Origin of the sequence: Roseospira goensis, assembly GCF_014197795.1 — a bacterium.
In the GTDB taxonomy this organism is placed as follows: Bacteria; Pseudomonadota; Alphaproteobacteria; order Rhodospirillales; family Rhodospirillaceae; genus Rhodospira; species Rhodospira goensis.
Genome location: NZ_JACIGI010000056.1, coordinates 1 through 12,521, shown reverse-complemented (window position 1 = coordinate 12,521; position 12,521 = coordinate 1). Strand labels below are relative to the sequence as shown.

The following is a 12,521-nucleotide window of genomic DNA, read 5'->3' as shown; positions in this document are numbered from 1 at the left end:
ATCCAGTACCTGACCACCACCGATCCGCCGCTGCTGACCGCCGCCCGCGCCGCCCAGGTGCTCGCCGGCGCCCGGCCCGATCCATCCTGACGGAGCGCCAAGCCGTCGACACGCACCCGCCGCCGGCGGGGGCCGGGGTGTTGCAGCACCCCGAGCCGGGAGAAAGCACCTCCCACGACCGCATGCGGCAGCCACGCGGCCGTCCCGCCACCCTTCGCGAGGGCGGGAGAGTCGTAAGGGTTACCGTTCATGGAGTCCACGCCTGAAACACGAACCTGCGCTCCGATCCGGCCCGTAGCACCCTGGATCGGCGGCAAACGCAATCTGGCGCGCCGGCTGGTCCAACTCATCGAGACCGTCCCGCACACGCTCTATGCCGAACCCTTTGTGGGCATGGCCGGCGTGTTCTTGCGCCGCACCCGCATCCCGAAGGCCGAGGTGATCAACGATGCGTCGGGGGACGTCGCCACGTTCTTTCGCATCCTGCAGCGCCACTATCCGCAGTTCATGGACACGCTGCGCTTCCAGATCACCAGCCGGCGGGACTTCGACCGCCTGTGCCGGGTGGACCCGGCCACCCTGACCGACCTGGAGCGGGCCGCCCGCTTCCTGGTGCTGCAGCGTCTGGCCTTCGCCGGCAAGGTCGTGGGCCGGACCTTCGGAGTCCACATGGCCGGCCCGGCCCGGTTCAACCTCAACACCCTGGGGCCGCAGCTGGCGGATCTGCACGAGCGTCTGGCCGGCGTCGTCATCGAGAACCTGGATTTCGGGGCGTTCCTGCGGCGCTATGACCGGCCGACGACGCTGTTCTACTGCGATCCCCCCTACGTCGGGGTCGAAGACTACTATGGAAAGGGCCTGTTCACCGCCGAGGATCACCGGCGCCTCGCCGCTATCCTCTTGGCCCTGAAGGGGTCTTGGATCCTGTCCATCAACGACCATCCGCTCATTCGCGACCTCTACGCCGGCTGTCGCATCGACGACGCCCCGGTGCGCTATACCGCCGCCCGCGACGCCCCGGCAAAGGCGGTCACCGAACTCATCATCCGGCCGCCCGATCCCCTCTGAGCCCCGGCGGACCCGACGGCGCCGACGGCCCCCGTGCGGGGCCTTTTTCATGCCCGCATCACCCGAAGGAGCCCCGCATGGACATCTTCCTGCACGGTATCGAGACCCAGGAGAAGGACGCGGGCAATCCGCGCTTCGTCGCCACCATCGATTCCGGGATCATCTTCCTCGTCGGCACCGCGCCCGACGCCGACGACACCCTGTTCCCGCTGAACCAGCCGCGGGTGATGCGCGGCTACACCGACCTGCCGGCCGGCCTGGGCAACACCGGCACACTGTCCGACCATCTGGACGCCATCCTGACGCAGGCCGGGCGCATGTCCCAGACGGTGTACTTCACGCGGGTCGAGGAGGGGGCGGACACGGCGGCCACGATGGCCAACGTGCTGGGCAGCCGCGCCGCCCGCACCGGGCTGCACGCCCTGTCGCGCATTCAGCCGGAGTTCGGTCAGGCGCCCAAGCTGATCGGCGCCCCCGGGTTCACGTCGGTGCGGCCGACCGATGGCGTGGCGTCCGTCCCCGTGACCGAGGGCGGGACCGACTACACCACGGCCACGGTCGCGATCACGGGCGACGGCATCGGGGCCACCGCGACGGCGATGCTGGACGGCGGCGCGGTCTCGGCCATCGTGGTGACCAACCCCGGCATCGGCTACACCACCGCGACGGCGACGGTCACTGGCGACGGGACCGGGGCGACCGCGACGACCACGCTCGGCACCGTCGCCAATCCGGTCGCGGCCGAGCTGGCGGCGCTGTGCCAGCGCTACCGCGCCTGCACCGTGGTGAGCGGCCCGAACGGCACCGATGCCGACGCCGTGCAGTACCGCAACGACTTCGATTCCGACCGGATGATGGTGCTCGACCCCTTCGTCAAGGTGGCGAAGGACGGCGTGCCGGTCTCCATGCCGGCCGATGCGATGGTTTTGGGTCTTCAGGCCCGCGTGGACTACGAGGAGGGCTTCTGGGTCTCGCCCTCCAACCACGTCCTGAACGGCGTGCTGGGCACGCACCGGCCCATCGAGCACTCGCTGTCCGATCGCTCGGTCGAAAGCCAGTACCTGAACAGCCAGCACGTCAGTACGGTCGTGCGCAGCCCCACCGGCGGCTGGAAGCTCTGGGGTAACCGGGTCGCCAAGGCCGATCCGCTGCACGTGTTCTGGCCCGTGCGCCGCGCCCACGACGTCATCGTCGAGAGCATCGAGATCGCCCACGAACCCTACCTCGACAAGCCGTTCAGCAAACAGATCCTGGTGGATATCGCCGAGACCGTGAACCGCGCGCTGCGGCGCTGGCAGGCGATGGGCGCCACGCTGGGCGGCCGGGTGTGGCTGGACCCGGCCCTGAACACCGCCGAGTCGATGGCCAGCGGCCTGCTCTACGTCCACTACGACGGCGAGGCGCCGGCGCCCATCGAGCACCTGGTCTTCGTCTTCAACCGCAACACCGGCTACTACACGACGGTCCTGGCCGACGCGGCGCGCGAGATCGCCCGCATGGCCAGCGCCGCTGCCTGAGGAAGGGAGTCCCAAGACATGCGGCACATCCTGCGCGGCTACACACTCTGGGCCGGTGGCGTCGACTACGGCTACGAGACCGAGGAGCTGGAATGCGCCCTGCCCGACGAACACTACGTCGAGCACACCTACGGCGGCGCCGTCATGACCGCTCAGGTGCCGATGATCAAGATCGGCCTGCTGGAACCCAAGATCAAACTGGCCAGCCACAACCCGACCCTGGCCGGCATGCTGCTCCGCCCGGCCGGTGTCGTCGACACCTTCACCTTCCGCGGCGCGCTGGTGGACGAGATGGACGGCGCCACCAAGCCCAGCGTGCTGATCTACGAGGGCCGGCTCGCCCAGCCCGATGCCGAGACCTGGGCGCGCGAGGACAAGGCCGGGCTCGGCTACACCATCAAGGGCTTGCGCTACTTCCGCTGGGAGATCGGTGGCGAAACCCTGCACGAGATCGGCCTCATGCCCGCCAAGCTGGTCGTCGGCGGCATCGACCGCCTCGCCGACATCAATGCCGCTCTGGGGCGTTAGGGGGTGCGGGCGGTATCCGGACATTTGTCCGGGCGCGAAGGTGGCCCGGCTCCGTCACAGTGCGGGTGTCATGGTTGCGCAGCGGGCCGCGCAACCGCAGGCGCCTGGAACCCTGTGGATAAAGAGGATATCAAGGATTTCGGGGATAAACGGCGCCACACCCCTTGGGGCAGGGCGCAGGCCGTGCCATGCTTCTTATGTCGATGAAAGGCATGGTTTTGCTTCGGAATGTGGATGAGGATTCAAAGCGAATTCAGAAGGTGAGTCGGATAGCGTTCCTGTACCGCGACGGACGTCGTGATCGGCGGGCGCACCGTGCTGGGTGTCGCCGACGCACGCGACCTGCATGCCGGCCTGGGCGTGGGCCGGGACTACACGAACTGGATCAAGGGGCGCATCGCTAAGTACGGTTTCCGTGAGGGCGTGGACTTTGAAATTGTTGAGGATTTGAGCTCGCCCGATTTGGCGAGCGCAAAAGCCCGTCCCCAGAAAGTGCAAGTCTACCGTCTCACGCTCGACATGTCCAAGCAGCTGGCGATGGTCGAGAACAACGAGACCGGCCGTCTGATCCGACGCTATTTCCTGTGGTGCGAGGAACAGGCACAGCGCGCGAACGCCGAACTGACCCGGCGCATGGACGGGATGCTGCGCATGATCTCGCACAAGGTCGCCGGCACCGAGAAGATGATGCGGTTGATGGCCGACGCTATGGAGCGGCAGGACGCGGATCTGGTGGCCATGGCGGAACGGGTCAATCACCTGATGCTGGCCGCCGATGGCCGGGTCGCGGCGCTGGAATACGTCAGCGTGCGGGGCCTTCTGGACGAGGCCCAGGCGATCACCAAGGGCCGCAATGGCCTGAACCGCAAGATCGGCCGCGACCTGCGCACCCGGGCGCTGCTGTCACCCGATTCGGTGGCGGTCCGCAAGTGCCCGCATAGCGGCGTCTGGCTGTTTCCGCGCGATTTCGCCGCCCGCTACATGGAGGAACGCGGCAAGGCCCTGGTGGCCGAGCACAACGACCGCCAACGCGGCCAGGGCGTGCTGACGTTCCCCCGCCGGGCCGGCCGCAAGCCCGACCCGGCAACGACCGACGTGCCCGCGTCTCCGGCGGAGTAACGGCCATGCCACTGGACGCAACACCGTTGGCCCTGGCTGACCTCGACACATCCGACGACGAGCCGCGCATCCTGGATCTGCGGTTGGCCGAGCGATTGGGGTATGACCGACCGCGCGCCATCCGGCAGATCATTACCCGGCACCGGCCCGAGCTGCTTTCGTATGGGACCCTTGCGCCACGTTGTGTGGCGCAACGCCGCACCAACGGCGCGACCCACACCGTTACCGAGTATCGTCTGATGGAGCCGCAGGCCCTTCTGATCTGCATGTTCAGCCGCACCCCGCGCGCGGCGGCGATCCGACGCGAGGTCATCACCGTGTTCATGGCCTGGCGCCGGGGCAAACTGGTCACGCCCGCCCGCCTTTCCGCCGAGATGAACCACGCCGTCGCGGCCATCGCGGCCCGCGACAGTCGAATCGCGCGGCTGGAACAGCGCGAAACACAGTTGCTGAGCATCGTCGAGCGGCTGAGTGGGCGCGCCTAACTATCTGAAGGCGAGTAGAATGCACCATCCTTGCGGTTTGTAACGCGGCAATGTACCCTCTTCGCGATCCTCAGCGAGGAGTGGCATCATGTGGAATACGCTTGAGATTGTTGCGTTAACGATTGCGGCGTTCGGCCTTGTGAATGCCGTCATCCCGATCAAATATATTGGTTTTTCGAAACGGCGCGACGGCGTGTTTGTGTTCGTTGGGTTTCTCGTCATGGCCTTCGCGGCCGGGTCTCTTGGCGATGACGCGCGGGCGCGCAAGAGTGGATGGGAATCCGCTGCGGATCAAAGGCAGGCGCAAGCCGCTGGCATTGAAACGCCGCAGGAGTGGGAGGCGCAGCGTGCCGCACGAGAGGCCGCAGAGGCGCAGCGGCGACGTGAACAAAAGGCCAGAGAAGACGCTGAAAAAGCGGCCGCAGATGCCAAGTGCCTCGCCGACTTGCAGTGTGCGGGAGATAAGTACGCTGTTGATGCCAGTATAAACTGTGCCCCTCTCATTGAGCGCTATGCAAGGTTCGAACTTGAATGGACCAATTCTTGGATAGAGCCAAAATTCTCGCAGTTCATGTGGAACAGCAAGTCACAAGGCATCATAGCGTATTTTGGAGATAAGTTAAAATTCCAGAATGGTTTCGGCGCATGGCAGAATGTGGCTTACAAGTGTATATTTGACACCAGGTCAAGCAAGGTCATTGAAGTGACTGTTTGGGAGGGTCGTTTGTAAAATTGGATCTGAGACAAAGTAAGTAACGGAATGGGCGCCTCAGGGCGCCCTTTTTTGTGTAATAGTCGAAGGACACTCACCATGCCCAAAACAATCCCGCTCCGCCGCCCTGTCGAACACGAGGGCACAAAGTACACCGAGGTCACGGTGGACGACCTGACCCTGGGCGACATTGAAGACCTGGAGGCGGCCCAATCGGGCGGACAATCCGAACTCGCAGCGCTGCGCCAGCTCGTCATGTCCCTGACCGGCGCCCCCGCCGCCGTGATCCGTGAGGTGCGTGCGAAGGACCTGAAGGACCTGATCGCGGACCCTTTGGGCAGCGGCGGCACTGGCGCGCCATCGCCGCAGAGTGCGCCCACATCCTGAACACTCCGATTCCGGCCCTGATGACGATGCGCTGGACCGACGTCTGCGCGTGGCACGCCGAGGCCCGGCGGATCGCACGCGGTCGGGGCCTGATGGAGTAGCCGCCTATGGCGACCCTGACGTCTCAACTGATCGTCAGTCTGGTGGATGAGGTCACCCGACCCGCCCGCCAGATTACCCAGACCATGCGGGATATGCCGGCGCGGATCTCTGCCGCCGCGACGCGGAACGCCCAGCACATGGAGCAGATGCGCGGGCGCTACCTGGACGCGGCCGCCGGCGCCTATGCCCTGGCGAACGCCATCAAGGCCCCGATCACGGCGGCGGTCGACATGGAAGCCGCCATGGCGGACGTCGGCAAGGTGGTGGATTTCCCGACCCCGGACGGGTTGGCGGCGTTCAAGGACGAACTGATCGACATGTCCCGGCGCATCCCGATGGCCGCGACGGACCTGGCTGCCATCGCCGCTGAGGCCGGACAGGCCAATATCGCGCGGGAAGACTTGCTGAAATTCACGGAAGCCGCGTCAAAGATCGGTGTGGCGATGGACATCAGCGCGGGGGACGCCGGCCGGGCAATGGCCCAGATCAAAACTGGCCTTGCCATGTCGGTCGATGAGGTCACGGCGCTGGCCGACGCGATCAACTACCTGGGAAACAGTCAAGCATCAGGCGCGCCCCAAGTCCTGGATTTCACCAAACGCGTGGCGTCGGACGCAAAGAACTTCGGGTTTGCCGCCGAAGAAGCCGCCGCATTGGGCTCCGCCATGATCGCCGCCGGGGCCGCGCCGGAGGTCGCCGCCACCAGCTTTTTGAACATGGGCAAGGCCCTCACCCGGGGGGCGAGCGCGACGAAGCGTCAGCAGGAAGCCCTGAAACGGCTCAACCTGACCGCCGAGGACGTCGCCCGTCGGATGCAGGAAGACGCGACGGGGATGACTGAGGAGGTCCTGGAACGCCTCGCCGCAGTGCCAGCCGAAATGCGCGCGGCCGTCACATCCGACATTTTCGGGGATGAGGCGCGGGCCTTGGCGCCGCTGCTCAACAACCTGGACCTGTTTCGGGAATCGCTGGGGCTGGTGGCGGAGGAATCGAACTACGCCGGAAGTGCTGCCGATGAATACCGGCGCTTCACCGAGACCACGGAATCGGCCCTCAAGACGCTGAAGAACCAAGCGTTCGCGTTAGGTGATGCGATTGGGGGCGCCCTGCTACCGCCGCTCAACAGCGCCATCGACGCCATGTCGCCCATCATTGAGGGAGTGACTGGGCTGGCGAAACGCTTCCCGGCGACCACGCGCGCGATTGTCATGGGCGCGACGGGGCTGGTCGCGCTGCGGATCGCGGCCATCGGTGCGCAATGGTCGATGGGGTTTCTGCGCGGCGCAGTGCTGATGATCGTTCGGCCGATGGTGGTGGCGACAGCAGCGACCGGGCGGTTCGTCGCCGCGCTGGCTGTCGGTGCGGTGACCCGGTTCACGGCCGCGTTTCGGGCCATGCGCGCCGCCGTCGTCGGGTTCGCTATGCATTCGGCCGTGGCCGGCCTGCCGGGATCGCTGGCGCTGATCGGGCGCGGTTTCGTGGGTCTGCTGAACCCCATCAAGCTCGTGAAGGCCGCCCTGCGCGGCCTGAAGATCGCCCGTGTGTCCACGGGCATCGGCGCCATCGTGGTCGCCCTCGGCGCCGGTGCGGCCTGGATCATGCAGAACTGGGAGGGGGTGAAGGAAGGCTTCAAGTCGTTCGGTCCCGCGTTCCGGGAGGCGCTGGGGCCCGTGGGGCCGGCCCTGGAGCCCGTGCTGGGCTGGCTGTCCGATCTGTGGGGCTGGATCACCAAGGTCACGGGGCCGCTGGACACCGAAACATGGGTGCGCTGGGGCGAGACGCTCGGCAACGCCGTGGGCGGCGCCGTCCGCTACGTGATCCAGGTCTTCGAGACGTTCCGGGGGTGGTTCCAGGACGCGATCGACGCCGTCGTCGGCGTGATCCCCGACTGGATCAAGAAGGAGATGGGCATCGAGGTCCGGGCAAAACCCCTGACCGACGCGGAAATCCAGGAGCAGGCCCAGGAACGCGCCGAGCAGGCGCGAGATGCGGCCGTGCCGCCACGCTTCCGCCACCGCCAAGAAGCGCAAGACCGCAGGCAACAAGCATACGATGCGGAATACGACCGTGCCCTGGCCGAACTCCGGGCCGAAAACGAACGTCTGCTGGCCGAGCAGCAAGCGGCTCGGGCCGCCGCCATGGGGGGCAACGATTTCGATGTCCCGGAGTACATCTTCCAGCCTGCGGCGCCGTCCCCCCACCCGACCACGGCCGAGACACCGCCCGCGCCGGACCCGGCCCGGGCGCCGTCTGCGTCACCGCCCGTCACGGCAGACGCGCCGCCGGAGGTGGCGGCGCTTCTCGGAGGTGGGAACGCAGTCGCCCCACCGGTCACGCCGCCCCCGTTGCCGGATATCGCGACCGACGACGTCGCCGCGGCGGCACGGGATCTGGAACAGCTGGAGGCCGAACTGGCCGAAGCCGGCGACGCAACGGACGCACTGGGCGCCCGGCTGGCAAACCTGGCACCATCCCTGGACATGCAGGGCCGCGTCACCATCGACATGACCGCCCTTGACCTCCTGATGCAGCGCATCGCCGAGGCCCAGGCGGCGCTGTCCGGCCTGGGGACGGCCACCCGGGCGGCCGCCGATCGTGCCGCCATGGCGCTCGACCGCTCCCGGTCCGCCAACCTGCGCGACCGGCCGACCAGCGGCGTCGGCGCCATGCCGTTCGCCGTGACGCGATAGCGATCAGTCGAACAGATCATCCAGCGTGAGGCCAAGGGCGGAGGCCAGACGCCGCGCCACATCGAGCGAGGGCGTGCGGCGTCCTTTTTCGATGTCGTTGAGCATGGGCGCCGAGATCCCGGCCGTCGCGGCCAGTTCGTTTTGTTTCAGGCCCTTCTCCTCGCGCCAGACCTTGACCGGGTGTTCCCCGGCCAGGATGCGCTTGAGGTTGTCGTGGCCGATGGTTGGGTCATCGCGTCGTTCGGCGATCCGCGCGCGGTCTTCGGCGTCTTCCAGGCGTTCCAGCAGGGCCGTGTATTCGGCCCGGCTCATCGTGATCGTGTCAGGGGCGGTCATAGGCGTCCTTTCGATGGCGGATGGCGATGACGGTCATGATCGTGAGGGTGCCGTCCTGGGATACCGTAAACAGAACCCGGTAATCGCCAACTCGAAGGCGAAACGCGTCCGACCCCTTCAGGGCCTTGGTATTGTTCTGAAGGCTGGCCGGATCGGCCGCATACTGTTCGATTTTGGAGACGATGGTGGACGCCGCCGGCCCGATCTTGCGCAGTTCTTTCTGGGCTTTGGCAGTGTACCGGATATGCATGACCGTCCCTTCTCTCGGCACGGTTATATTCGCTTAGAGCGTATCGCACGTCAACACAATAGTTCGCGCAAAGCGAATTCTTGAAAGGAAGGCCGCGACCATGCACGTGCTGATGGCCTGGGGGGACTTCCGGTTCAGCATCGCCACCATCGCCTATGAGGAGCTGACCCGCGCCTACACCGCCCGGATCGCGCCGCAGCACATCATCGGGGCGCGGCCCAGCCTGCACATGATGGGCTGGGAGGCGGAAACCATCGGCCTGTCCGCGACCATCTTCCCGTTCCACCTGCCGGGCAACCGGGGGCTGGAGCAACTCCACGGCCTCCGTGCGGCCGTCGGCACGTCGGAGGCGCTGATCGGCAACGCGCGGGCCATGGGCACCAACCTGGACACCTGGGCGCTCAAGTCGGTCGGGGAGACACAGGGCCACATCCACCCGGATGGGACCGGCCAGCGCATTGTCGTCCGGCTGGAGTTCCTGTTCGACGGCCGCGCGCGCGCCCCCGAGGCCCGCTCCGCCATCGCTCGGATGTTCGGATGAAGACGCCGTTCATCCGCATCTGGCACGGCGACGTCGATCTGGCCGAGCGCTGGGGCCCCCTTCTGACGGCGCTGACGGTCACCGACGAACGGGGCCTGGAAGCCGACACCGTCGCCGTCACCCTGGATGATCGGGACGGCCGCATCGTCTATCCGCGGACGCACGAGACGATCCGCATCGAGGGTGGGTACCTGGAGATCGGTGCGGTCGTGCAGGGTGACTACATCATTGACCAAGTGGACCTGACCGGCTGGCCGCAAACCATCGTCCTGCACGGGGCGTCCGTGGACGCCCTGAGTGCGGCGAAGGAGCGGCGCACGGAAGCCCACCAGCCGCCGGCCGTGCCGACCCTCGGTGCACTGGCGGACCTGATCGCGGCGCGGAATGGCTGGATCGCCCGCGTGGCGCCGGCCCTGGCCGCGGTGCCGGTGGAGTACGAGGCCCAGACGGCGGAGAGCGATCCGTCGTTCCTGGGCCGCGTGGCGGCCCGCCACGGCGGTCTGGTCGCCATAAAGCAGGGGCACCTGGTGGTGGCGCCGCAGTCCGCCGGCGTGTCGGTCTCGGGCCGAACCCTGGACCCGCTGGTGATCCGCACCGGCGTCAATCTGCTGGACTACCGCGTGTCCTGGAAGGACCGCGAGAAGCACGGCACGATCCAGGCCCGCACGTATGATCGCGGGCGCGTCGAGGCTGTCGAGGTCGAGGCCGGAGACGGATCGACAGGGGTGGCGTATCGGTTCCGCGAGCCGTTTCCCTCCGCCGCCGAGGCACAGGCCGCCGTCAACGCGAAGGCCGCCGCCCTTAAACGCGCCGAGGGATCGGCGACCTTTACGTTGGAGGGCGACCCCGCGATGGCCGCCGAACGCCCGGTCGAGGTGATCGACGTGCGGGCCGGTGTGGACGGCCGCTGGACCCCCATGCGGGTCGAGCATCGTTGGAGCGCCGACGGCTACACCACCGTCGTCGAGTGCGAGACCCCGGGCAGTGGGGACACACGGGGGACCGGATCATGATCGGCGCACCGCTTCAGGGCTTGGTGCGGCGCGGCGACGGATCGGCCACGTACACCACCTTCGACGGCGACATGCTCGACCACCTGTGCTGGCGCCACTATGGCCAGGAATGGGACATGGTCGAAGCCGTGCTGGACGCCAATCCGGGGCTGGCCGCGCTGGGGCCGGTGCTGCCCGCCGGCGTCACGATCACGCTGCCGTATCGCCCGTCGCCCGCCTCACCGCCGACCGTGGATGTCGTGCGGCTGTTCGACTGACCTCGACACGAAAGGAACCGACATGGCCGAACCGATCACGTGGGAGGCCCTGGGCGCCGTGGTCGCCGTGATGGGCGGCCTGGGAATGGCAACCGTGTGGATCGTGGGCGAGATCGGCAAGTCCCGACGGGAATCGGCAGACGGCCGCGACAAGATCTATCGCCGTCTGGACGAGATGACCCGGGACATCAACGAGACGTTCGCTCGCCGCGAGGTCGTAGAGGCCGACTTCCGCACAATCAATCAGGCACTGGAAGAGCAGAACCGCCTTATGACGGCTCTCGCCGGCCGGATTTGCCCGTATGAACGAAAGGACACCCGTGATGCTGACTGAGTCCGTTCTGTATGCCACGGCCGGCGGTCGCTTCGGCGACCGGCAGGCCGACATCGTGCGCGCGGTTGTGGCGGTCGCGCCCGACCTGCTGCCGCGCTTCGATATCCACCCGCTGCGCCGGCTGGCACACTTTCTGGCGCAGATCTGCCACGAGTCCGACCGGTTCAAAACGACCCGGGAGTATGCGTCCGGTGACGCCTACGAGGGCCGGCCCGATCTCGGCAATACCGAGCCCGGCGACGGCCGGCGGTTTGCGGGCCGGGGCCTGCTCCAGCTCACCGGCCGGGCGAACTACCGCTGGGCGGGCGATCTGCTGGGCCTCGATCTGGTGGCCGAGCCGGAGCGGGCCGCCGACCCGGCCCTGTCGCTGCACATCGCGTGTCTGTATTGGCGAGACCGGACCCTGAATCCTCTGGCCGACGCCGACGACCTGCGCGCCGTCACGCGGCACATCAACGGCGGCCTGAACGGGCTGGTGCATCGCGCCCGCTGCCTGGCGCGGGCCGAGACGGCGCTGGTCCAGCAGCGTCTGGCGGATCTGGGACACGATCCCGGCCCGGTCGACGGCGCCGAGGGTCGGCGTACGCGCGCCGGGCTGGCGGCGTTCCAGCGCACCGCCGGCCTCGATCCCACCGGTCATCGCTCCCCGTCCACCGAGGCGCGGCTCTTCGCCGGCGGGGCGCCGCGCGCTGCGCCCGACACTGCGGCTCCGTCGTCGGCGGCCGGGCGCGCGCGCCATATCGCCCACCTGGCGCGGGCGCTGGCCGACGAGCTGGACGCCTCCACCAGCCCCGAAAGGACCATCCCATGAAGCTGCGCTCCTTCGCCTCCTGGCGCGTCGTCGCTGTCGTCGGCGTCGCCCTGGCCGCCCTCACCGCTCTGGTCATCGCGGACGTGCTGCCGCTCGACCAGGCCCTGCGTTACGCCGCCCTGCTGCTGGGCGGCTGACCGGGAGATACCATCATGATCCGTCGCCGTTTGGCCGCCCTCGGGGCGGCTTTTTTGTTGGCGGGCGCTCTGCCCGGATGCGCCGCCGTGCCGGCCGTTGTGGGCGTCATCGGCGCCGGCGCCGTGCTGGGGCGTGACGTCTACTGCGCCGGCACGTCCGGCGCCGGCAAGCAGATGGCCCGCGACCGCCTGACCGGCGGCAGGCCGCTGATCGCTTGCCCGGGCGCCGACACG

16 protein-coding genes are annotated in these 12,521 nt (G+C 67.7%); 14 read left to right on the top strand and 2 right to left on the bottom strand.

Annotation, left to right across the window (positions count from 1 at the left end):
• Nucleotides 1–249 precede the first annotated feature (249 nt).
• The 8 genes from GGD88_RS17755 (at nt 250) to GGD88_RS17720 (ending at nt 8,608) form a co-directional block, all read left to right on the top strand.
• Nucleotides 250–1,068, top strand: coding sequence for a DNA adenine methylase (locus GGD88_RS17755; protein ID WP_184437997.1), 819 nt, complete (start codon nt 250–252; stop codon nt 1,066–1,068).
• 77 nt (nt 1,069–1,145) lie between these two features.
• Nucleotides 1,146–2,585: a phage tail sheath subtilisin-like domain-containing protein gene (locus tag GGD88_RS17750; RefSeq protein WP_184437995.1), complete on the top strand. Its 1,440-nt coding sequence runs from the start codon at nt 1,146–1,148 to the stop codon at nt 2,583–2,585.
• A gap of 18 nt (nt 2,586–2,603) precedes the next feature.
• The gene (locus GGD88_RS17745; RefSeq protein WP_184437993.1) at nt 2,604–3,113 is read left to right on the top strand and encodes a phage major tail tube protein; all 510 of its coding nucleotides are present in this window, start codon (nt 2,604–2,606) and stop codon (nt 3,111–3,113) included.
• Between the two features lie 297 nt (nt 3,114–3,410).
• Nucleotides 3,411–4,232, top strand: a complete 822-nt coding sequence (locus GGD88_RS17740; RefSeq protein ID WP_184437991.1) for an antA/AntB antirepressor family protein — start codon at nt 3,411–3,413, stop codon at nt 4,230–4,232.
• 5 nt (nt 4,233–4,237) lie between these two features.
• Nucleotides 4,238–4,717: a hypothetical protein gene (locus GGD88_RS17735; protein WP_184437989.1), complete on the top strand. Its 480-nt coding sequence runs from the start codon at nt 4,238–4,240 to the stop codon at nt 4,715–4,717.
• A gap of 88 nt (nt 4,718–4,805) precedes the next feature.
• Complete coding sequence (locus GGD88_RS17730) at nt 4,806–5,447, top strand: hypothetical protein (protein WP_184437987.1); 642 nt, start codon at nt 4,806–4,808, stop codon at nt 5,445–5,447.
• Between the two features lie 81 nt (nt 5,448–5,528).
• Nucleotides 5,529–5,816 carry a phage tail assembly protein gene (locus tag GGD88_RS17725; RefSeq protein WP_184437985.1) on the top strand — a complete coding sequence of 96 codons (288 nt, stop codon included), beginning with the start codon at nt 5,529–5,531 and terminating at the stop codon, nt 5,814–5,816.
• Between the two features lie 107 nt (nt 5,817–5,923).
• Nucleotides 5,924–8,608 carry a phage tail tape measure protein gene (locus GGD88_RS17720; RefSeq protein ID WP_184437983.1) on the top strand — a complete coding sequence of 895 codons (2,685 nt, stop codon included), beginning with the start codon at nt 5,924–5,926 and terminating at the stop codon, nt 8,606–8,608.
• 3 nt (nt 8,609–8,611) lie between these two features.
• Here the strand turns inward: GGD88_RS17720 and GGD88_RS17715 are convergent, their stop codons facing one another.
• Both GGD88_RS17715 and GGD88_RS17710 read right to left on the bottom strand, forming a co-directional pair.
• Nucleotides 8,612–8,944, bottom strand: a complete 333-nt coding sequence (locus GGD88_RS17715) for a helix-turn-helix transcriptional regulator (RefSeq protein WP_184437981.1) — start codon at nt 8,942–8,944, stop codon at nt 8,612–8,614.
• Nucleotides 8,931–9,194 (bottom strand): type II toxin-antitoxin system RelE family toxin, encoded by a 264-nt coding sequence (locus GGD88_RS17710; RefSeq protein ID WP_184437979.1) that lies wholly within the window; start codon nt 9,192–9,194, stop codon nt 8,931–8,933. The genes GGD88_RS17715 and GGD88_RS17710 overlap by 14 nt, the downstream gene beginning before the upstream one ends.
• Before the next feature lie 100 nt (nt 9,195–9,294).
• Between GGD88_RS17710 and GGD88_RS17705 the strand changes: the two genes are divergently transcribed.
• The 6 genes from GGD88_RS17705 to GGD88_RS17680 are packed head-to-tail and all read left to right on the top strand — an operon-like array spanning nt 9,295 to nt 12,287.
• A complete protein-coding gene (locus GGD88_RS17705) occupies nt 9,295–9,735 on the top strand; it encodes a phage tail protein (RefSeq protein WP_184437977.1) in 441 nt (146 codons plus the stop codon).
• The gene (locus GGD88_RS17700; protein WP_184437975.1) at nt 9,732–10,748 is read left to right on the top strand and encodes a phage late control D family protein; all 1,017 of its coding nucleotides are present in this window, start codon (nt 9,732–9,734) and stop codon (nt 10,746–10,748) included. Before GGD88_RS17705 ends, GGD88_RS17700 begins: the two co-directional genes overlap by 4 nt.
• The gene (locus GGD88_RS17695) at nt 10,745–11,005 is read left to right on the top strand and encodes a tail protein X (RefSeq protein WP_184437973.1); all 261 of its coding nucleotides are present in this window, start codon (nt 10,745–10,747) and stop codon (nt 11,003–11,005) included. Before GGD88_RS17700 ends, GGD88_RS17695 begins: the two co-directional genes overlap by 4 nt.
• Nucleotides 11,006–11,027: 22 nt before the next feature.
• On the top strand, nt 11,028–11,339 hold the full coding sequence (locus GGD88_RS17690; protein ID WP_184437971.1) for a hypothetical protein: 312 nt from the start codon (nt 11,028–11,030) through the stop codon (nt 11,337–11,339).
• On the top strand, nt 11,329–12,150 hold the full coding sequence (locus tag GGD88_RS17685) for a peptidoglycan-binding protein (RefSeq protein ID WP_221237217.1): 822 nt from the start codon (nt 11,329–11,331) through the stop codon (nt 12,148–12,150). The genes GGD88_RS17690 and GGD88_RS17685 overlap by 11 nt, the downstream gene beginning before the upstream one ends.
• Nucleotides 12,147–12,287, top strand: a complete 141-nt coding sequence (locus GGD88_RS17680; protein ID WP_184437960.1) for a hypothetical protein — start codon at nt 12,147–12,149, stop codon at nt 12,285–12,287. Before GGD88_RS17685 ends, GGD88_RS17680 begins: the two co-directional genes overlap by 4 nt.
• Nucleotides 12,288–12,521: the final 234 nt, after the last annotated feature.

Bases quoted from the DNA above. Each gene is read 5' to 3' on its own strand.
- GGD88_RS17755 (WP_184437997.1), top strand. From the start codon at position 250: ATGGAGTCCACGCCTGAAACACGAACCTGCGCTCCGATCCGGCCCGTA.
- GGD88_RS17750 (WP_184437995.1), top strand. From the start codon at position 1,146: ATGGACATCTTCCTGCACGGTATCGAGACCCAGGAGAAGGACGCGGGC.
- GGD88_RS17745 (WP_184437993.1), top strand. From the start codon at position 2,604: ATGCGGCACATCCTGCGCGGCTACACACTCTGGGCCGGTGGCGTCGAC.
- GGD88_RS17735 (WP_184437989.1), top strand. From the start codon at position 4,238: ATGCCACTGGACGCAACACCGTTGGCCCTGGCTGACCTCGACACATCC.
- GGD88_RS17730 (WP_184437987.1), top strand. From the start codon at position 4,806: ATGTGGAATACGCTTGAGATTGTTGCGTTAACGATTGCGGCGTTCGGC.
- GGD88_RS17725 (WP_184437985.1), top strand. From the start codon at position 5,529: ATGCCCAAAACAATCCCGCTCCGCCGCCCTGTCGAACACGAGGGCACA.
- GGD88_RS17720 (WP_184437983.1), top strand. From the start codon at position 5,924: ATGGCGACCCTGACGTCTCAACTGATCGTCAGTCTGGTGGATGAGGTC.
- GGD88_RS17715 (WP_184437981.1), bottom strand. From the start codon at position 8,944: ATGACCGCCCCTGACACGATCACGATGAGCCGGGCCGAATACACGGCC.
- GGD88_RS17710 (WP_184437979.1), bottom strand. From the start codon at position 9,194: ATGCATATCCGGTACACTGCCAAAGCCCAGAAAGAACTGCGCAAGATC.
- GGD88_RS17705 (WP_184437977.1), top strand. From the start codon at position 9,295: ATGCACGTGCTGATGGCCTGGGGGGACTTCCGGTTCAGCATCGCCACC.
- GGD88_RS17700 (WP_184437975.1), top strand. From the start codon at position 9,732: ATGAAGACGCCGTTCATCCGCATCTGGCACGGCGACGTCGATCTGGCC.
- GGD88_RS17695 (WP_184437973.1), top strand. From the start codon at position 10,745: ATGATCGGCGCACCGCTTCAGGGCTTGGTGCGGCGCGGCGACGGATCG.
- GGD88_RS17690 (WP_184437971.1), top strand. From the start codon at position 11,028: ATGGCCGAACCGATCACGTGGGAGGCCCTGGGCGCCGTGGTCGCCGTG.
- GGD88_RS17685 (WP_221237217.1), top strand. From the start codon at position 11,329: ATGCTGACTGAGTCCGTTCTGTATGCCACGGCCGGCGGTCGCTTCGGC.
- GGD88_RS17680 (WP_184437960.1), top strand. From the start codon at position 12,147: ATGAAGCTGCGCTCCTTCGCCTCCTGGCGCGTCGTCGCTGTCGTCGGC.